This window comes from Mesorhizobium sp. B2-1-8, assembly GCF_006442545.2.
Taxonomy (GTDB): domain Bacteria; phylum Pseudomonadota; class Alphaproteobacteria; order Rhizobiales; family Rhizobiaceae; genus Mesorhizobium.
The window spans coordinates 6,065,000-6,084,971 of the sequence record NZ_CP083952.1 but is presented as its reverse complement, the minus strand read 5'-3'; the positions used below and the strand labels follow the sequence as shown (position 1 = coordinate 6,084,971).

14 protein-coding genes and 1 pseudogene are annotated in these 19,972 nt (G+C 57.9%); 7 read left to right on the top strand and 8 right to left on the bottom strand.

Annotated elements, in window-relative coordinates; genetic code table 11:
- Positions 1-396: 396 nt before the first annotated feature.
- Positions 397-834, bottom strand: a pseudogene (locus FJ970_RS29825) (DUF4347 domain-containing protein); the annotation flags it as partial.
- A 90-nt stretch (positions 835-924) separates the two neighbouring features.
- The gene (locus tag FJ970_RS29820; protein WP_140756505.1) at positions 925-1,239 is read right to left on the bottom strand and encodes a hypothetical protein; all 315 of its coding nucleotides are present in this window, start codon (positions 1,237-1,239) and stop codon (positions 925-927) included.
- Between the two features lie 831 nt (positions 1,240-2,070).
- Between FJ970_RS29820 and FJ970_RS29815 the strand changes: the two genes are divergently transcribed.
- Genes FJ970_RS29815 through FJ970_RS29800 form a run of 4 tightly spaced genes read left to right on the top strand, consistent with a single transcriptional unit; the run spans position 2,071 to position 10,341 of the window.
- Positions 2,071-5,847 (top strand): glycosyltransferase, encoded by a 3,777-nt coding sequence (locus FJ970_RS29815; RefSeq protein ID WP_140756507.1) that lies wholly within the window; start codon positions 2,071-2,073, stop codon positions 5,845-5,847.
- Positions 5,848-6,927: a glycosyl transferase family 2 gene (locus FJ970_RS29810; protein WP_140756509.1), complete on the top strand. Its 1,080-nt coding sequence runs from the start codon at positions 5,848-5,850 to the stop codon at positions 6,925-6,927.
- Positions 6,928-6,961: 34 nt separating this feature from the next.
- The gene (locus FJ970_RS29805) at positions 6,962-8,038 is read left to right on the top strand and encodes a glycosyltransferase (RefSeq protein WP_140756511.1); all 1,077 of its coding nucleotides are present in this window, start codon (positions 6,962-6,964) and stop codon (positions 8,036-8,038) included.
- A complete protein-coding gene (locus tag FJ970_RS29800) occupies positions 8,035-10,341 on the top strand; it encodes a glycosyltransferase family 25 protein (protein ID WP_140756513.1) in 2,307 nt (768 codons plus the stop codon). Before FJ970_RS29805 ends, FJ970_RS29800 begins: the two co-directional genes overlap by 4 nt.
- Before the next feature lie 69 nt (positions 10,342-10,410).
- Here FJ970_RS29800 and FJ970_RS29795 read toward each other — a convergent pair whose 3' ends face one another.
- On the bottom strand, positions 10,411-11,499 hold the full coding sequence (locus tag FJ970_RS29795) for an FkbM family methyltransferase (RefSeq protein WP_181178353.1): 1,089 nt from the start codon (positions 11,497-11,499) through the stop codon (positions 10,411-10,413).
- A 384-nt stretch (positions 11,500-11,883) separates the two neighbouring features.
- Here FJ970_RS29795 and FJ970_RS29790 point away from each other — a divergent pair, with 384 nt between their 5' ends.
- On the top strand, positions 11,884-12,696 hold the full coding sequence (locus FJ970_RS29790) for a hypothetical protein (protein WP_227791964.1): 813 nt from the start codon (positions 11,884-11,886) through the stop codon (positions 12,694-12,696).
- 246 nt (positions 12,697-12,942) lie between these two features.
- On the opposite strand, the gene FJ970_RS29785 is transcribed toward FJ970_RS29790, so the two are convergent.
- Positions 12,943-13,137 carry a hypothetical protein gene (locus tag FJ970_RS29785; RefSeq protein WP_140756517.1) on the bottom strand — a complete coding sequence of 65 codons (195 nt, stop codon included), beginning with the start codon at positions 13,135-13,137 and terminating at the stop codon, positions 12,943-12,945.
- Positions 13,138-13,523: 386 nt separating this feature from the next.
- Between FJ970_RS29785 and FJ970_RS29780 the strand changes: the two genes are divergently transcribed.
- Together FJ970_RS29780 and galE are read left to right on the top strand one after the other, a co-directional pair.
- Positions 13,524-14,498, top strand: a complete 975-nt coding sequence (locus FJ970_RS29780; protein ID WP_140756519.1) for a UDP-glucuronic acid decarboxylase family protein — start codon at positions 13,524-13,526, stop codon at positions 14,496-14,498.
- Positions 14,495-15,469, top strand: coding sequence for a UDP-glucose 4-epimerase GalE (galE, locus tag FJ970_RS29775; RefSeq protein WP_140756521.1), 975 nt, complete (start codon positions 14,495-14,497; stop codon positions 15,467-15,469). The genes FJ970_RS29780 and galE overlap by 4 nt, the downstream gene beginning before the upstream one ends.
- A gap of 19 nt (positions 15,470-15,488) precedes the next feature.
- Here galE and FJ970_RS29770 read toward each other — a convergent pair whose 3' ends face one another.
- From FJ970_RS29770 to FJ970_RS29755, 4 genes are read right to left on the bottom strand one after another with little or no spacing between them, the layout of a single operon-like run.
- Positions 15,489-16,709 carry a glycosyltransferase family 4 protein gene (locus FJ970_RS29770; protein WP_140756523.1) on the bottom strand — a complete coding sequence of 407 codons (1,221 nt, stop codon included), beginning with the start codon at positions 16,707-16,709 and terminating at the stop codon, positions 15,489-15,491.
- A gap of 6 nt (positions 16,710-16,715) precedes the next feature.
- Positions 16,716-17,456, bottom strand: coding sequence for a class I SAM-dependent methyltransferase (locus FJ970_RS29765; protein ID WP_140756525.1), 741 nt, complete (start codon positions 17,454-17,456; stop codon positions 16,716-16,718).
- Positions 17,453-18,751: a glycosyltransferase family 2 protein gene (locus FJ970_RS29760; protein WP_140756527.1), complete on the bottom strand. Its 1,299-nt coding sequence runs from the start codon at positions 18,749-18,751 to the stop codon at positions 17,453-17,455. The genes FJ970_RS29765 and FJ970_RS29760 overlap by 4 nt, the downstream gene beginning before the upstream one ends.
- Positions 18,748-19,971: a glycosyltransferase family 2 protein gene (locus FJ970_RS29755; RefSeq protein ID WP_140756529.1), complete on the bottom strand. Its 1,224-nt coding sequence runs from the start codon at positions 19,969-19,971 to the stop codon at positions 18,748-18,750. Before FJ970_RS29755 ends, FJ970_RS29760 begins: the two co-directional genes overlap by 4 nt.
- Between the last annotated feature and the right edge of the window lies 1 nt (position 19,972).

Sequence of the window (19,972 nt, the reverse complement as noted above, 5' to 3'; positions counted from 1 at the left end):
GGACCCTGTTAGGAATTTGTCTCCATTTACACCATTGTTTAAATGTCCATTGTTGGGGTTAAAGCCATCCGCAACATTATATGTGGTAGGACCAGTAGGTGTAAGAATTGCATAGACATCATTGCCATTGCTGACGACATCATACGTATCGCCAACAGTTGGTATTGTCACCGTAACCGAAAATTGAGTAGCACCATCAATAGGACCAGGCGGTAAAACGAAGCTGCCGACGAGCAAATGTGGGCTAACAGAAGTATCTATCACATAGAACGTATTGATACTGCTACTGGTGCTACCGCTAATTGTGCCTGTCAACGTCAGATTACCTGACGAAAGCAATCCGGCGTAACGCGCCACCCCGGAGGGACTCAGCGGCGGTAGCGCATTCGCATGGACAACCAGATCCCACGCACCGCCTAAAGCGGCCGCGCCCACCATCGACCTGGACGCACAAACAACCACGCCGACGGCCCGTTCTAGCGCCGCCACGAATTTCTCGCCGGTGTCGCCCGCCGCCGTCTCGCAGCTCCACAACCGCAACTCACCGTCCGCGGAAAGCGCCCTGCCAATTGCGGCAAAATCGTCAGCCGCTTCCTTCAACGTGGCGACCGACCACTCTCCTGCAGTGAAGCTAACCCGCCCCGGCGCGCCATGCGCCATGATGTGCACCGCGTCCAGCCCTTCGCGCCCTGCGAGCGCCGCAGCGATCTGCTGCGCCGCCGGCCAGCGGCCGTCGAGCACAATCGCTTGAACCTCGGGTCGCACGTTGCCGAGAACGGTCTGGAGGTCGGAGACTGAGGGGTCGACAAAAAGAATTTCAGAGGCGCGGGCCATGACTGGCTCCTGTTGGCTTCGAATTCTATTCAAGCGGAAACCGCCCACCGGCCTGGCTGGCGAGCGCTGAGGACAACAACTTGAGACGCGTCATCTTCCGGACGGCCCGACAGCACCGTCGGGACGTTCTACGGCGGGGGTCTCTACGCGCAGGAAGCTGGCGACCTGGAAATTCCCGCCATCGTCAAACGTGCCAATCGCAAGTGAGCCGGCTGCGGCCGGAACCTTGACGGTGATAGCGACGGCGAGGCTTCGCTTGACGGCCTTGGGAAGAATGACCTGACCGACGATGGCGCTCTTGGCCGTGTCCAGGATCAAATAAGGCACGCTTTCGGTCGAGTCGCCGATGGGCAAGACGCCTCTAACGGCAACTTCCATGACCGCAAACCCTTCTATATAGCTCATCATTTCCTCCTCGGTCAGCGACGATTGCGCCGCGCCTTTCGTGTTCGGTCTTCTAGAAGCGCCCGACCGAGCGCGACGCGGCCGGTCTGGTGGGTGGGTGGGCAGACGCCGGGCACCGTTGTGCACCACGTGTGCCGACGGCGCGCCGCGCTGGTTTTTGGATTTGTTCGTCTGGCAAACGGCAGCGCCGGTAGCCGATCCCTAGATCGGTTCCGAGGTCCGGCCGCGAATGGTTAGGGGGTGGCGAAGCCAAGGCTTCACTCTTCCTGCGATGCGCACGCGATTTTACCCAACTCACGACTTCACTCCCGTCACGTCCACGCCGATGTCGCGGCGAAAACTCGAGAGGGAACTCCGGAACGGGAACCCGTCCGCCTCCAGAAGAAGGACAAACATATGCGCGGCAGCGCACGCTTTGCGAACGCACCTGCTTCAGCCGCGAAGGGGCCTAGCTACTCCAGAACTCCTAAAACCCTCTCAAGAACGCCAACCCACCCGCGAAACTGCGCGAGTGCACTCAACGCTGTATATTAGTAAACCAAAAATTAGGGATTTGTAAACTATAAGCGGACGGATAATTGATCAAGGGGCGGGCGCCGGCCATTCCTTGTCGGCAATTGCTGAAAATTGTTCTTGAGAACCTAAGACTTAACGTCTCCTTTCCAACTCTAGCCATGTCGCAAATGATCAAGGTCGGGCGTGGCAGGCCTCTGGCGGGTGCCAGTTAGAACCACGCATCAACGTTTCTCGATCTTGACGACACCTGGCAAATGGCGGTGAACTATGTCGAGGGGCGTGACGGAACCGCCGCACGGAGCCGACGATTCACAGATGACAAGCCGCAAGCGCCTCTGCCTCAACATGATCGTCAAAAACGAGATGGCGAACCTGCAACGCTGTCTCGGGGCGGTCGTCGACCACATCGACTGCTGGGTCATCGGCGATACCGGCTCGACCGATGGGACCCAGGATTTCATCAAATCTTTCTTCGCTGCCCGCAACCTGCCGGGCGAGTTGCACGAATTCCCATTCCACAATTTCGAGCAGGCGCGCAACGCAGCGCTCGATCATGCCTATGCCTCGCCACTCGCTTACGACTATCTGTTGTTTGACGACGCCGACATGGAACTGGTGGTCGAGGACGCGGGCTTCCGCGAGCAGCTCGACAGCTCGGGCTACCGGCTTCTGCAACGCTCGGATTCCGGCCTGGCCTATTGGAACACGCGCCTGGTCAGGCGCGACGCTGGCGCGCGCTACCACGGCGTGACCCACGAATATCTCGACGTGCCCGAGGGCGTGCAGGAACTGCGCAGTGCCTGGTACAAGGACCACGCCAGCGGATCGAACCGGGTCGACAAGTTCGAACGTGATGCGAAGCTTTTGCTGGAGGCCCTCGAGAAGGATCCGGAAAATCAACGCTACTGGTTCTACTTGGCGCAATCCTATCGCGACGCCGGGCGGACGGCGGAGGCCGCGGTGGCCTACGCCAAACGCGCCGCCATGGGCGGTTGGGACGAGGAAGCGTGGAACGCCCGTCTGCAGGGAGCTCGCTGCCTGCGAAAGCTCGGCGACGAGCCAGGCTTCATCGGCGAGGCTCTTGCCGCCTTCAATCAACGGCCGCAACGTGCCGAGCCGCTCTACGATCTGGCCAGGTTCTACCGCGACAAGGGCATGAACGATGCGAGTGTGCTGTTTGCCGAAGCGGGGCTGGCCATCAAGCGACCCGAACAGGACATCCTGTTTCTCGAGGACTACGTCTACACCACAGGCCTGCTGGAAGAGTTTGCGATCGCCGCGAACTATTCGCGCGATCCCGTGCGCAAGGACCGCGGTTTCGCGGCTTGCAACTGGCTGGCGCTGAATCGAGAGATCGGCGACGGGCCAAGGGACCTGGCGTGGTCCAACCTGTACTTTTATGTCCAGCCCGCCAAGACAATGATGCCGTCCTTCAGCGCGCGCCCAGTTGGCTTCACGGCGCCCGATGGCTATCGGCCATCAAACCCGTCAGTGGCTCGATTGGGCGACCAGATTGTGCTCTTGCAGCGGACGGTTAACTACACGCTGGCCGAAGACAACCTCCAATACGGCACGCCGGGCGGAGCGCCTGTTCACACGCGCAATTTCCTGCTCCGGTTGAATGATGAATTCGCCGTCCAGTCCGCACGCGAGGTTTTGCCGCCGGTTGATATGCCGGAGCCCGCTTACGGCCGGGTTCTCGGATTTGAGGACATGCGTCCGTTCGCCTGGCGCGATGCGCTGTGGGGTGTCTCGTGTGTGCGCGAACTGACACCGGAGGGTTGGTGCGAGCAGGTCGTCGCGCGCATCGACGAGAAAGATTCCTGCCGGCTGACCGACTGGCGCCCGCTCCATCCGGCAGGACCGCGGGTGCACGAGAAGAACTGGATGCCACAAGTCAAGCCCGCCACGGCGGGGGGAGCCGCAGAGAAGCTGCAATTCATCTACCTCTGCGACCCCACCCGGATCGTGGACGAGCGAGGCACGATCGTCAGCGAGATACCTCCCGCGATTGCCGCCCAACGGTTCAGGGGCGGGACCCAGCTGATCGCCTTCGCCGGCGGGTGGCTCGCCTTGATTCATGAAGTGCAGTGGCGGACTGCGGAGAAGCGACGTTACTACCTACACCGGTTCGTCTGGTTCGACGAAGCCAACGCCTTGCAAAAGGTAAGCCGTCCGTTCTTCTTCGACAAAAAAGGCGTTGAATTCGCTGCAGGGCTGGCCTGGCACCCGGACGAAAGGCGTTTGCTGATTTCCTACAGCGTCACCGACAGTGAGTCCTGGATCGCGACCGTCGAGGAGGCGGAGGTGAGATCGTTGCTGCAGGATGTGGATAGTCTGCCATCGGGCGCGGCTGATACAGCGTCCCGGTTGACGCTGGCCTCGCGACATGGCGCGGCGGAAGCAGGGATCAAGCCTGACCGCTCTGACCATGGAGCCATGGGTGACGCAAGCCGGGCACCATCGCAAGGCAAGGACTTTGGGGCCGGCGGCATGAAGTCGACAGACGAAATCTTTCATGAGTTCGCGCCGTTCCTGCGCAACGTCGATTCCCCGCCAGAGCGACGGGAACGATCGCGCCAGTTCGATGCGCGGATTTCTCCGTTCCTGGCCAGCGACGACACCGCGCTTCCGCAAATCAACTGCTTCTACCAAGTGATGTCCGACAAGGCCGAGCATCGTACATTGATCGCGGCCACGACCTCGATGCGGGCGGCGGGCCATCCGGTGCGCGTGTGGAGCTACGCGCCAGAGAAGCTCGCGTTCCTCGTCCCGCATGGGGTCGAAGTCCGCAATGCCGACGACGTCGTGCCGCGGGCCTTGTTCGAGCGGATCGTCTCCGGCTCCGAGATCAGGTATTTCAGCGATATCTTCCGCTACGCCCTGCTGTACGAGCATGGCGGGCTATGGATGGATTCCGACGTCATCCTGCTGCGGCCGTTCCCGTTTCGTGGCGATCATTTCTTCAATCTGCAATGGCGCGGATCGCACAAGGGCCACTTCATCTGCGGCAATGTCATCTATGCCAAGCCCTATAGCCATCACCTCAGGGCGCTGTACGAGTTGTCGATCGAGCGCTTCCACACCGCACACGGCAAGGAATTCGGAGACATCGGCCCCAAGCTTCTGTCCGATTACATTGCCTCCGACGCGGGAGACGCGCTGCGGGAATGGGTGTTCAGCCCGATGTTTTTCAACACCATCGATTGGAATGAGATCGACCGGTTCGAGAAGCCGATAGCGGAATTGGCCGACTACCTGAACGATGACCGTGTGTTCGGCATCCACCTGTGGACGGCACGCAACGAGGCCCGGCCGGCCGGCGAAGGTACGCCGCTGATCTCGTCGCTGATTGACCCACTCGACAGCTTCCCCACGTTCACCAGTCTCGCTGACCGCTTCAATACCGACAAGAATCGGCATACCGGGAACCGACACTGCTACGCCAGAATCTACGATCGCCTGCTGTCGCCCCGGCGCTTGTCCATGCAGCGGCTGATGGAGATTGGCCTGTGCCGTGGTTTGGCCGAGGGCAACCAGACCGAGACCCCATCCGTCTCACTGTGGCAGAGCTATTTTCCGTTCTGCCAGGTGATTGGCGTCGACTTGACTGATTTTTCGCAGCTCAACAATGGACGGTTCAAGTCGTTTGTCGGGGACCAGTCCAAGCTGGACGATCTGCGCCGCGTCGCTGCAAAACTCGAACCGGGATCGCTCGACGTGATCATTGACGACGGCAGCCACGCCTCGTTCGACGAGCAGTTGACGCTCCGAGAGTTCTTCCCCCTGGTCGCCGAGGGCGGCTGGTATTTTCTCGAAGACCTCGACTGGCAGCCGCCGGGCGAGGACCTCGGCAAGATCACGCTGACCAAGACCCTGCTGCGGGAAATCCAGCAGCACGGCAGAGCGCGTTCGGTCGATCCGCTGGGCGTGAGCGCGCTTGCCGATCAGTTCGCCGAGATCCTGTTCTTCGACAGTCATTACGAGTTGAACCGGGCAAAATTGCTCGGTGGCCTAGTGGCTATCCGCAAGGGGGCGTCGGGCTGTCCGCGAGGCAAGATGTATCACGGCATCTTCAGTGAGGGGAATTGATTGAAAGTCGCGGTTTATACTATCGCCTTGAACGAAGCCGCAAACGCGGAGCGGTGGGCCAATTCGGCCGTCGACGCAGACTATCGCATTGTCGCCGACACCGGCAGCACCGACGACACGGTGGAACGGCTGACCGCTGCCGGCGTTACCGTGCACACGATATCGGTCCGTCCATGGCGTTTCGACGACGCCCGTAACGCTGCCATGGCACTGATCCCGCCCGACGTCGATGTCTGCTGTACAATGGACATGGACCGGTATCTTGAGCCCGGCTGGCGGGCCAAGCTTGAGGCCGCCTGGACGTCTGACATGACAAATCTCTTTTGCCGCGTTTCCTATCGAGAGAACGTTGGCAGTCCATTAGAGTTGCGAGGCTGGCCCGCAAAGAATTTTCACCGGCGCTGGGGCTACCGCTTCAAGCGGCCGGTGCACGAAGCGCTGGTCTTCTCTGAAGAGGAAGTGGGCGGCATTTGCGACGAAATCGTTATGTGCGAGGTCCAGGATTGCTCGAAGGCGACTCGGAGCAACTATCTCCCTCTCATGGAATTGGCGCACCAGGAGGATCCGGACGATTCCCAGATCTCCTTTTGGCTTGGTCGCGACTACATGTGGGCCAACCGGCTAGATTTGGGCATCCAGTTGCTTCTGCGTTATCTGGCGCTGCCATCGAGCAATTGGAGCGAAGAGCGCTCCGAGGCCATGCGCTACCTCGCGCGCATGCAGCCAGATAAGCGGATGTTTTGGCTCGAAACGGCAAGGATGGAAGCTCCGCATCGGCGGGAGATCTGGCTCGATTTGGCAGAAGATTTTTACAGCAGGGGCGATTGGTTGAACCTACTTTGGGCGTGCACGAATGGAATCGAGAAGACGCACCGCACCGGAAGCTACCTTGACGACAGGCAATGCTGGGGATCCCGGCTGTTCGACCTAGGCTCGATTGCATCGTCGCATCTTGAAGTGATGGGCCGCGCAATAGAGTGGGGAACGCAGGCGATTGAGCTCGATCCAAACGATCAGCGGCTCAAAGACAATCTGGATTTATTCGTCAAGCGCAGAGCCGCAATTCAGGCCATTGCATGACAGGCCTCGTTACTGCGCTAGGCGGAGCGCTTCAATGAAGATAGCGGTGTATACAATTGCATTGAACGAAGCTGCACACGTCGAGCGTTGGGCTGCCTCGGCCGAGGATGCCGATTATCGCGTTGTGGTAGACACCGGGAGCACCGACGATACCGTCGAGAGGCTGATCCAAGCAGGTGTGACGGTGCATCGGATCGCGGTTCGCCCTTGGCGCTTTGACCTCGCGCGAAACGCAGCCATGGCGCTGATCCCGGCCGATGTTGACGTGTGTTGCACCATGGACATGGATATGTTTCTCGATCCCGGTTGGCGGCCGAAGCTCGAGGCGGCGTGGACACCTGAGACGACGGCGCTGTATTGCCGGATGCTAATTCAATCCGGCGCCGATGACTCACAGCCTTCTCAAGTTTACCCTTCAAAGAGTTTTCACAGGCGGTCGGGATACCGGTTCAAGCGGCCGGTTCATGAGGCGCTTTTTTTTAACGAGCCGGAGGTGACTACCAGCTGCCTGGATATCACAATGCGCCATCTCAGGACCACGGCAACCAACCACGAACGCTATCTATCGATGATGGAACTAGCCTACAAGGAAGAGCCGGGCGACGCACAAATCTGCTTTTGGCTAGGCCGCGAATATATGTGGGCGAACCAGCACGAAAGGGGCAGCGAATTGTTGCAGCGATACCTCTCGCTGCCGACCAGCAAATGGGTGGACGAGCGGTCTGAGGCAATGCGCTACCTTGCACGCATGCAGACCGAACAACGGATGGTATGGCTGGAAAAGGCTCGCATGGAAGCGCCCCATCGCAGGGAGATCTGGCTCGATCTCGCCGAGGAACTGCACGGCCGGGCGGACTGGCCGAATCTGTTCTGGGCTTGCACGCAGGGGATCGGAAAGACGCACCATACGGGGAGTTATCTCGATGACAACAGCTGTTGGGGTTTCCGCTTATTCGATCTGGGTGCGATCGCCGCTTGGCATCTAAACGTGATGGACCTTGCGGTAGAATGGGGACGGAAAGCGCTCGAGCTTGATCCGAGCAATCAACGGCTCAAGAACAACCTCGACTTCTTCGTGCATCGACGCGAGGAGATTAGAGCGGGACGATGACAGACCTCTCTACAGCGCCTCGTGCGCGGCTGTTTACAGCGTTCGGCACGGTCATGTACGTCGACCCCTTCACCGGTGAGTTGCGGCACGGCCCCGTCGAGGGCAGTCCGGCGAACGCATTCTTTGAGCAGGGCAACAGTTCGGAAGGCATGTACCGGCAGGGTCGGCTGATCTATACCGTCAACGGCTCGTCCGAACCGATCACCTGCAACACTGACACCTGTTTTTCCGTGTCACATTCGCAGCCCGAAAGTCACGCAGTCGATCCCACGATATTCGAATTGATTCCCTTAGAGCGTGGTTTGCTGGCGCTGAAGTCCGGCGGGTTGTTTTGGTCGGCCATACCTAACGGCCAAATGAGGCTCAGCGCTCCTGTTTGCAGCACGTGGGAGCTGTTTATCGCTTCGGAGAACTGGTGCACTGAGATCACCGGTTTGAGCGGTGATCTATTGCGTACCGCTGGACCTGAATTCGACAAGAGAGGGATGCATAGCTACATAATTCATCCGATCATACGAGCTAGGGCTAATAGGAGTTCTAAAAGGCCAAGGGTACTTATATACGGTTATACCAAGTGGTCACACGGCAGAGTATACTACGATATAATGTGCAAATTAAATGATATTGGATTTATAGTTGATATTCTTGATTGGCAGGTCAACAACGTCGATCATGTAGAGCATCTCTCTAAATACTACGACTTGTGGATGAGTGCGCTGGACGGGGTGTCCACCTTAGTGGATCAATATAAAATTCCCTACGATCGAATTATCGCGATATCTCACCATGAATTCGACATACGTATGCTTATCGAACAGAAGGGTAAAGAGGTATTCGATAAGTTTGCAAACTATGGTGTAGTTAGTGAATCGTTGTATTCGGCTTCGATGATGTTAGGCATATCGAGAATGCCGGAGGTCGCGCCGCTCGGAATTGACTATCAGAGCTTCTTTAGTCCTTTGCCAGAACGGCTAACGACAGTTGGCTACGCAACATCGATGTCCGTAGAGACGTATGGCGTGGAGTGGAAGCGCGGATATCTTGCCGAAGCAGCGGCGCAGGATGCCGGGTTGATATTCAAGGTGGCTGGCTCAACTGCAAACCAGATTTCATTCCACGATATGCCAACATTCTATCGGAGCGTCGATGCAGTTGTAACAAGTTCGGTTAACGAGTCTGGCCCGTTATCGGTTATGGAAGGGGCGGCTGCGGGAAGGCTCGTAATCGGTACATCTGTGGGCCACTTTCCTCTCAAGGCTTATCAAGGTGGCGGCATCATTGCGCCGCTCGAGCCCAGCAAATTCAAGGCCTTCACCAGTGCCACTCTACGCTACTATAAGGACAATCCTGCTGCCTTCGCGGAAAGGTGCTATGCGACGAGGGAAGCTGCGCGAAAGTTCGACTGGCAATACTCGATTGACGAGTGGGCCGATCTGATCGAAAGACCAGGATCGGCTGCCAAATCTGCTCGCTCAGCTGCTCAAACCTATGTCGACCACGGGTCAATTAGCCTTACGCCTGTCGCCTCGCGGTCAAACGCCGAAGCTGGATCATCATTGATTCACTTGATAAATTTGGACCGCAGCATTACTCGACTTTCTAAATATCAAGCCAATAATCCGCATCTTGTTAGAAATACCCTGAGAGTGCCAGCAATTGACGGTGCGTCCACTGATCGAAGTCAACTAATAAAGGAAGGAATTATTACCGAAGACTGCGCCTATCTTCCAGGTTCTCTGGGATGCGCTTTGTCTCACATCAATCTGTGGAGGTTGGCGGTTTCAGAAAATAAGGTGATCACTATTTTTGAAGATGATGTTCGTTCGTCATTTGATTTTCTTCCGGAATCCGCCCGCATTCTCTCGAACGCACCAGCGGACTGGGAAATGATAAAGTGGGGGTTCTTATTTGATCCGCTGTTTCTATGGCTAGATTTTAGCTTTTCGAAAGCTAAGCTTGAATTTTATGATCGTCGATACAGCAAGCAAGGACATTTGTTCCAATCCGACAAATCCTCTAGAACTCTTATCAAGATAGCACATTCTTTCGGCCTGCAGGCTTACTCAGTTACGCCAAAGGGCGCGCGGAAACTTCTCGAAAAATGTCTGCCTCTGAAGAAAAGAACTATTCCATTTCCAGGAACTGGAGTGATCCTTGAGGATACGGGTATAGACTGCGCCATGTGTGCGGCGTATTGCTCGATGCAAGCGTTCATCTGCATGCCGCCGCTTGTCATCGCAGATGACGAACAGCCTTCGGATCGGGTGGCGGCAGACCAGAAAACGGGTTCATCTGGCTCTTAGCCGACCTTTGGGCAATTTTGCATCATTTTGAACGCTTGACCCATCTAGGCTCCATCCTTGTTTGTGCTTCTATTTTATAGGCACTAGAAAATAGTTATTGTCAAATGGTAGACTATCACTGACCACATAGTGGAATTCTGTGCACCAATCCTCCAGTTTCTGCCGACTCTGTGGCCATACTTCAATCAATATATCCGGGCGCCAGAACTCTATCGTCTTCGACAGGCCGTTCAATATCTCAAATTCCGCACCTTCTACGTCGATTTTGATGAATCCGACAGGCTGCTTATGGACAACGTCGTCACCGCGAATACATTTTATGCCGCCTTGCTTATCAGGCAGTAATTGGGCTCTGCCCATGTTGTCCAGAGCAGGATAGAACACCCGCATTTGACCATTTTGAGCTCCAAGTGCCAGCCCGATGTAATCTGTATTGACATTTATACAATTGTTTAAAGAAAGATTAATATTCAGTATTGCGATTGCGTCGGGATTTGCCTCGAAGGCTATAACCTGTCGTGGGTTGCAGAACTTAGAGACAAAAACGCAGTGGTTTCCAATGTTCGCACCTATATCGAGAAATATCTTGTCAGCATCGTATTGTTTGCGGATAAGATTTAATGCACTTCTGTCGTAAAAGTCTCCCCGACACAAAAACGACTGAACGTAATCATTCCTATCCGTAATAAGGAAGCTGATCATCTGCCCGTCTAAGAGGTGTCTAATTATAGTTCCGCTAATTTCGAATGGGTGTCCCCGAGTGTGGAAGCGCTCCCAAGTATTGCACTCAAGTCGAGATAAAGTCACGCGGCCGTCAAGCTCTGCACATAGAAACATTCTATCGTGGCCTAGTGCGAACTCATTGTTATCCAAAGCAAAGAAAGAGAGTGCATCGCTCCAAACAGAAAGATCATTGCTTACGGAATCCAGCTTACCCGAGTCGATGGTTGACGAAAATGTAGCGAGGTATACTAGCTGACGTGAGGAGCTCTTATCCACAAACTTAAGGTTTGCTACTGCGCCGTCGCGCATTAGCACAACGTTCGATGGGCAGTTTTGGAAGGAGCCGTGCCTGAGCTCACCTGATAAAATATCGACAAAAAGCGTCGTCCCGTGAGAAGTGAACACTCGCTCAGCTGAGCTGATCTGATCGCGCAAAGGGTCCATCTCGACGACGTCGTTTGAGTTTGAGCCAGACTACCCCAGTTTGAACCCTTTGCCAAAATGTGAATCGTGCTAAAGCCCTCAATTGGCCTTGAATTATCTCGCAGGCAAGGTGATGTCGCGGTAGGGCACGCCCCCTTTAGAAGAAATGCCTTTTCATCGCGAACTTTTGGGTTGGAGCCAAGGTAGGTCGGCAACGTCCGGATTTGATTTTTCGGGCGGGTCGGGGTCAACGAAGTGGTGGGTTGCTCTATTGTCTTTCGGGTATTGGAGATGGAGCGTCGAACTTTTATTACAATGTGGCTGGGCCTGGTATCCGCAGGTCCAACTTTTCCGGCGTCAATGCGTTGGGCTGGTTTGGAAGCGAGGCAATCACCGGTGCTGAAGGAAATTTCATTGACCGCGCCCTCTGCCTCCCTCCTCACCGCCCCCATCGAACTCGCCGGCGATTGGGGCCACATGCTGCCGCGCGCGGCCGATCAGGTTGTCGAGCGCATGCGGCATGCCTGCCTGGATGGTGTCCGCCTCGTCTCCGACCGCCAGCCCAGCCGCCTGCGCGTCGACGAACACGCTTCCGGCCCACCGGCGGTCTGGCTGCATCCGGACGGCAGCAGCATGGCGTGGATCATTGTCGACATAGGCGAGCGGGACTGGTCGAAGCTGGCCTACCAATTCGGGCACGAGCTCGGCCATGTCACGGCCAACAGCTGGCAGGCCGACGCCAAGCCGGCGCCGCCCTGCCAGTGGCTCGAGGAAGCGATGGTCGAGGCGTTCTCGCTGCGCGGGCTGGGGCGCCTGGCGAAAGGCTGGAAGGAGAACCCGCCCTTCGCCGGGGACAACGCGTTCGGCGATGCCATTGCCGAGTATCGTCAGAACATCATCCGGGGCTATACCGCGCTCGCCGACAGCCAGGGGCTGACCCGCGACGCCGCGGCGTGGTTCACTACTCATCGCCGCGAGATCGAAATACCCGGCCTCAATCCATTCGCCCAGGCAATGTCGGTGACCATCCTTGCCGAATACGACCGCGCGCCCGAGTGCGTCGAGGCGCTGGGCGCACTCAACCGCTGGCCCGGCCGCACCGGTGTCCCGATCGATGAGTATCTGAAGCGATGGCAGGCGAGTTGTGCGGAACTGCAAGCCTCGCCCCGACTACCGGTGCGTCTGCGCGAGCTGTTGCGCATCGCGTGATCAGCCCAAGCCGGCGAGTATTGTCACCTGGGATCGTCACGCGCGAAATAAAGTGCGGACCCGTCCGCTCGCAGGCTCAAGCGCTCTCGACCGCGCGCGCCAATGGCCGCTCCCATTGCGAGCGGAATTTCGCACCGATTGCACCGCCCATAAGCTGCAGCCAGTCATGCTGGGTCGCGCCGGAAGGTGTTCATCGACACCGTTTGCGGCAGTTGCCATGAATGCGCTGCGTATTGTGATACCTATTCAGAATTTTTGTTCAAAAAAGTAAATAGAAACAAATGCTGCATGTATCGTGTCGATCCCGGCCAACGGCACCATCGGGCTCTCGTTTAAGCCATTGCAGTCGAATCTCTTCGTGCGCACCAGATGTCTAAACGAACCGAAATCCAGCGCCTTGGCCTGGTGTTGAAGGGCAGCTTTGCGCCCGATCTCTGCCATGAGAGACGCGCTTTGAGGGTTCCCGAAAGCAGACGTCGCGGCAACCAAGTTGAGAGTCTCGGGCGAGCGTATTCGACTAGATGCGGTTCTAACCGCCTTGCACGGTAAGTGAGTATTTTGGCCTGCCGCGAGAATCGCACTCCCAAAAACAATCTGGCAAACCTCCGCAACCGCTGACGCCGGACCAGACGAGGCGCCATCGAGCCTCAACCCTGCAGCTCCATTCGGCCGCGTTGAATTGCCCGAGAGGTCGGCGCCCGCGATAGCGGGTCCCATCGAGAACAATGTCATGCCGGTAACGCAAATTGAAAGCAGGCCAGTGGCAAATGGTCCTGCCGCCGGGTTAGAATATTAGGCTTGCCTAATTTGAACCGGAGACCACGAGAATGCAGCAGGCGAAACAAATCCTGGTGACTGGGGGGGCAGGGTTTCTGGGATCATTTTTGTGCGAGCGGCTGCTCGCTGAAGGTCATGAGGTTGCTTGTGTCGACAATTTCTTCACAGGGAGCCGAAGAAACGTCTCCCATCTGCTCGACAACAGATCGTTCGAGGTCATTCGTCATGACGTGACATTTCCACTCTACGTAGAAGTTGCCGAAATCTACAACCTTGCTTGTCCCGCGAGCCCCGTCCACTATCAGTTCGATCCCGTTCAGACGACCAAAACCAGCGTCCATGGTGCGATCAATATGCTGGGGTTGGCCAAGCGGGTTCGCGCAAAGATTCTGCAGGCGTCCACCTCCGAAATTTACGGCGACCCTGAAGTTCATCCGCAAACAGAGGACTATTGGGGCAGAGTGAACCCGATTGGCCCTCGTTCGTGCTACGACGAAGGCAAGCGATGCGCCGAAACCCTGTTTTTCGACTATTGGCGACAGCACAAGCTGAGGATCAAGGTAGCGCGTATTTTCAATACTTACGGACCGAGGATGCGTCCAGATGACGGCCGTGTCGTTTCCAACTTCATCGTGCAGGCCCTGCAAAACAAGCCGATAACGGTATACGGCACCGGCGAGCAGACTCGTTCGTTCTGCTATGTCGAGGATCTTATCGACGGTTTGGTTCGCCTTATGCAGACGCCCGACGATGTCACCGGTCCTGTCAATCTCGGCAATCCGGTCGAATTCACCGTGCTTGAACTCGCAAATCTTGTGATCGAACTTACCGGAAGTCGATCGAAAATCAGGTTTTCACCTCTGCCCGTCGACGACCCAAAGCAGCGGCAGCCCGATATCGGGTATGCTGCGCGCGAACTCGAATGGAAACCAAGAGTCGCATTGCGTAATGGCCTTGCCCAGACCATTGCGTATTTCGAGGACCTGGCTTCGTCTGGGCATGCCCGGCACGCCGCCGCCGAATGAAGACAGTCCTGGTCACTGGCGGGGCCGGCTATATCGGGTCGCACTGCTGCAAGGCGTTCGCCCAATCCGGATGGTCGGTTATTGCCTACGACAATCTCTCGCGGGGCTGGCGCGACGCGGTCAAGTGGGGACCGTTGATCGAGGCAGATATTTCCGACGCCGCGGCCGTGGCGGGAGCCCTCCACCAGTTTCGGCCGGACGTGGTGGCTCATTTCGCTGCTTACGCTTATGTCGGCGAATCCGTCGAGCGGCCGGATCTTTACTACCGGAACAACAGTTTCGGGACCCTGGTCTTGCTCGAGGAAATGCTGAAGGCCGGCCTGGACAAGCTGATCTTTTCGAGTACCTGCGCATCTTATGGTATTCCAGTTCGTTTTCCGATTGACGAGATGCACCCGCAGTCGCCCGTCAATCCCTACGGGTGGTCGAAATTCATCATCGAAAGGATGGTGGAGGATCTATCGGTTGCTCGTGGCCTCGACGCGGTCGTGCTTCGGTATTTCAACGCTGCCGGATGCGATCCCGACGGCGAAATCGGCGAAAGGCATGAACCCGAAACACATGTCGTTCCGCTTGCCATTGAAGCCGCACTGAGGCCTGACCGCATTTTTACCATCAACGGCACCGATTTCGACACCCGCGACGGAACCGCAGTGAGAGACTACATCCACGTTGTCGATCTCGCCCGCGCCCACGTGCTGGCAGCGGAAAAGCTTCTCGGCGACAAGGGCGTCCACGTGTACAATCTCGGAACCGGGGCGGGTACGACGGTGAACGAACTGGTCGACGCTGTGAGCCGAACTTCGGGGGTGCGCCTCCCGGTAGCTTACGGGCCGCGCAGACCGGGCGACCCTCCCGCGCTTGTTGCCGCCGCCGGCAAGGCCGAGCGGGAACTCGGCTGGGTGCCCGAGCAATCCGGTATCGACAGGATCGTCGAGACGGCGCTGGCGTGGTACCGTAGCCGGCAGTAATGATCTTTCACAAGAGGCGCTACCGCGCGGTCAACCAACGATCAAGAGCGCCAGAAACTGCGCCGAGCGAGAAGTTTTCCTCTATCCGCTTCCGCGCCGCTTGGCCGAGGCGGTTCCGCATTCCCGGATCATCCTTCAGCTTCTTCAGTGCGTGCGCAATTTCTGCCGGCTGATCCCTCCGAACAATGAGACCGCCGGATGCTTCGCCGTTTTCCAAAATGTCGGGCAAACCCTGTGCGTCGGTAGCAATGACCGGAAGGCTACAGGCCATCGCCTCCAACGGTGCGACTGGCATGCCTTCGATGCGGGAGGCCGTGACATAGGCATCCGCCGCTGAAAGCCAATGCCGGATCATCGATCGATCCGTGGTGTAGTGGGAAAGCCATCTTGCATTCGGCAATTTGGCCTCGCTCAACAGCCTGGCAAAGACGTCTCGGTCCTGCCCCGAGCCAATGATAACCAGTTCCGATGAGGCGTCGCCGGCAAAGAAGGACCAGGCTTTCAGGAGCACATCGAGCCCTTTCCGACGAATGTCGATGCGTCCGTGGTTGACGACGACGAAAACCTCACACGCCAACCCGAGGGCTTGCCGCGCTTGCTGGCGCCCTATCGCTTTCCATTCGCTGGAATCGATCGGGTTGGCGATATTTGCGATGTTGAGGGCAATGTGCGGGTAGGCTTTGGCGACACGTTCACGCTCCGCAGCCGATGCAATGATCAAGCCGCTGCAGGCACGGAGCGACGCCTGTCTGGCAATCGCCTCAATCCAGGAGAGCGTCCGGTCTCCGCCCTGGAAGGTTGCGTAGAGTGGAATGCGCATGCGGCGCGCCAACCAGGCAAGCGCATCAAAGCGGGTGTACTCATATTCTTGAACGAGAATTACGTCGCATTGCGACCGGGCGAGAACCTTGCGGAACGCCGGGAGCGGCGTCGCGGCCCAGCGTCGCAGACTGTGAGCCGCTGCCGAGTGACCTTGGCGCGCGCGTCTGCCAGGAACAATCCAGATCGGAACGCCCGTTCCGGCATGGTAGTGGCACTCTATCTCCGAAGCGTGCTCAGAAGCGCAAACAATGACCGGTCTGTGTCCGGCTAGCTGTAGGGCGGAGGCGTAGCCAAACAGCCATCCGCCGGTCATCTGTTCGACGAAATCCTTGAGCCGCAACCCTATCGGATCGAGGAATTCCTCAACGACGTCACCCCACGGAAAGAGAGCGATGACAAGGGAAGCGCGGCTGATCATGAGAATTCATTTGCGCCAGGAAAAGGCCGTCTCCGTGCCGCGTGTCGAGCGTTGGTGCAGCGCGTAGCCGACGGCCGTTATGGGCGCTGCGAGAGCGTAAAGTAGGTTGCGGCGACGGCGTCCAAGACGAGAAAATGCGATGTCGTGAAAGAGTGCCGTCACCGGGTTGATGAACGTGGCCCGGCGCTCCGGCGCACTGTCGAAGAGAGCTGCGAGTTCCGGATCCCGGTAGCCGCGCCGGACGTGACCCCATTCCTGCATCAGTTCGCTCTCATGCGGGCAATAGGGCTTCATGATGCGGAAATACGGGTAATGCCAGTCGGCATGCGGCGTCGAGACAAGAACATACCCGCCGGGTCGCACGACCCTCAAGGCCTCTTGTGCCGCGCTGCGGTCATCCTCGATATGTTCAAGCACGTCAAAGAGCGTCGCGACGTCGAAGCTGTCATCCGGGAAGGGGAGGTCACAGGCATCGCCGCAGACGAAGGTCGACCTTGCCCAATCTGGCTGGTGCTTGCCCAACTCGGGATCGAGATCGAGGGTAACGATGTCCGCCTTCGGGTAGAGGATGCTTGCCAGTCCGCTGCGGCCGCCCCCAATTTCCAATATCCGCCCAGGCCCCTCGATCGTCACGGGCGCAACGCGATGAATCGCCCGCATCTTCTCACGGTAAAAAAGGCCGTCCGTCAGGCTGTTTGGAAATGGATTTCGAGACAGGAACTGTCCGAGCGACGCCTTGCGGATCATCGGGTTTTCCTCAGCCAATTTGATGTTCGCCGTTTTCGCCAGCCGAAACGCAAGAGAAACTGGAGACCCGCCAGCCAGCCTTGGACTTCTGCCGCCAGGATTCCGATCCTGCCGGGGGGGCCTTCGAAAAGCGTCTTGACGAATGTTCTCACGAAATATGCGGGTAGCTGCTTCCAGATACGGTCGATGTTTCCGCGGTCCCCGAAATTATCATATTGCGCGACGAGAGCTGCGACGTGGCCCTTCATATAGGCCTTCATCTGCCGCCTAAAGCCCGGCCAGTCGCGGCGATGATGATGGAAGACGACGGCCCGGGGTTCATAAAGGCAAGCCCCTCCTGTTGCCAGAAGCCGGTACCATAGCTCCGAATCCTCCGAACATCCGGCAGCACCGGCGCCGAGGCGCTCGTCGAACGAGCCTACCCGATCGAAGGCGGATCGCCGAAAGGCCATATTGGCCCCGGCGCCGATTTTCCAGACATGCGCTCCGCTTGGCCGAGTCTCCTCGAAGAAGCGTTGGTCGAAGATAAGCGGCACGAAGGTAGCTCCAAAACCGCCCATGTCGAACTGGAAGCGGCGTTGGGCAATCGTATCGAGCCGGGCTGGCAGCACCAGGCCGGTCAATGCCTCGACGTCCCACTCTGCAAAGGCACGCGCGATTTCGGCAGTCCAGCCCGGATGGACCTCGACGTCGTCATCTGTGAAGGCGATGATATCGCGACGGCTTGCACGAATGCCGGCGGATCGGGCAGCGCTCAGCCCGGGGCGTGGCTCGTGAACGTAACGGATGTCGGGGAAGTGGATACATACTGGCCATGCATTGGCGTCGCGCGAATTGTCAACGACGATGACTTCGCCGGGAGCGCTGCGCTGCCTGGCAATACTTTGAAGGCACTGCGCCAGCGCGGGGCCGCGATCACGCGTACAAATGACCACCGAGACGTGCTGCGCGGGCGCGGACGACGCAGTTGCTAGCTCATCGAGGCACCCGACAAGATCCTTGGCATCGAGCGCCGCAGTCAAAGAGAGCACGGACTTTGGGCATCCTTCATAAGTCGCCCGCAACGGGGCGCCCAGTCTGATGCTGCGGGCAGCCAATTGTGCTGCCGAAAATTCCGCTGCAAGCTGCCTCAAGCGTGCCTCTGTGTATGGCAATTCGTCAGGCAAGGACGCTCGCATTCCCAGCGGCAAGTCCTTCCACCAAAAAATCGACAGCGAAGGAGTATCGCCCGCATCGACGTCCGCATCGGGAGAGCCGAGATCGATTTGCCTGATACGGAAGGCGCCGCCACTCACTGGTTCAGCTCCCGAATCGCCTGCACGCGGACACGCGAGCGATCATATTCGCCTGCAAGGCCGTGAATGCCGCCCCACAGCTCTGCAATGGCGAAACCGAAATCCCGACCTTGAAGCTTGCGCACCGCGCGTGCCAGCGCTTTCAGCCGATCGAAGAACCACCAGCGAACCATGGCGCGGTGCCGTGCTCTGAGCGCTGCGTCAGTCCGACGGCTTTTGACAAGGAAGGCCATCATACCAAGACCCCACGTCCAATATTGCCGTCTCAATTGGTCGATCGTCTCGCGGTGCTCATGGTAAACCGCGTACTCTGGTTCGTAGACCATGGACCGGCCTGAACGCAGCACGCGATAGAAAATGTCGAGATCGCCACCGCCAGGCAGCGGTGCTCCAGTGTCGAGCGCTTCGTCAAACCCTCCGAGCGAAAGGAGCAGTGTGCGGTCGAAGGCCATGTTGCAGCCAGCGCCGAGAATACCAGACCCGACCGGATGCAGCGGGTTGTCAAATCGGGCGTTGTGGAATTCATTGCGGTTGAAGCCGCGGCCGAATCCGCCTCGCTGTTCGAAAAAGATCTGGGCCTCTGTGTCGAGGCGAAGCGGCAGCACCAAGCCGGTAAAGCCGCCGGCACCGGGATGATCCCGGCAAACCTTGGCAAGGCCCTCAAGCCAGTTGCGATCAACGACCACGTCATCGTCCAGATAGGCGATCATGCTGCCCGTGGCAGAACGAACAGCTGCGTTTCGTGCAAAATCAAGCCCGGCCCTCGGCTCGAGAACATAACGAATGTCTTTGAAGCGCTGGACGGCTTCGCGTGTAGCCGAATCCGCGGACGCATTGTCCACGACCAGGATTTCGACGAACGGAAAAGCGGACTTCCGGCGGATATCGTCGAGCGAAGCCAGCAGCCGGGAAAGACGTTCGGCGCGGTCTTTCGTACAAATCGCGATTGAGAGGCTCGGCAATGCCGGCTCCGCTACCGGTCTTCGTCGCCGCAACTCCTCTTCCATTTTGGCAACGAGAATACGGGGGGCGAAGCGTTGATCGGCAATGGATCTCAGTCTTTCCGCCGAAAGAACCCCCGTGGTGGGGAGTGTGATCATCTCGAACCCGACAAGCCGGTTCTGCCAGCGGGCAATGAGACCAACGCCATCCTGCTGCGGCCCAAGCTCAATCGGCGCCAGCGGACTTGACAACTCGACGTCGACAATTTTGTAGCCCATC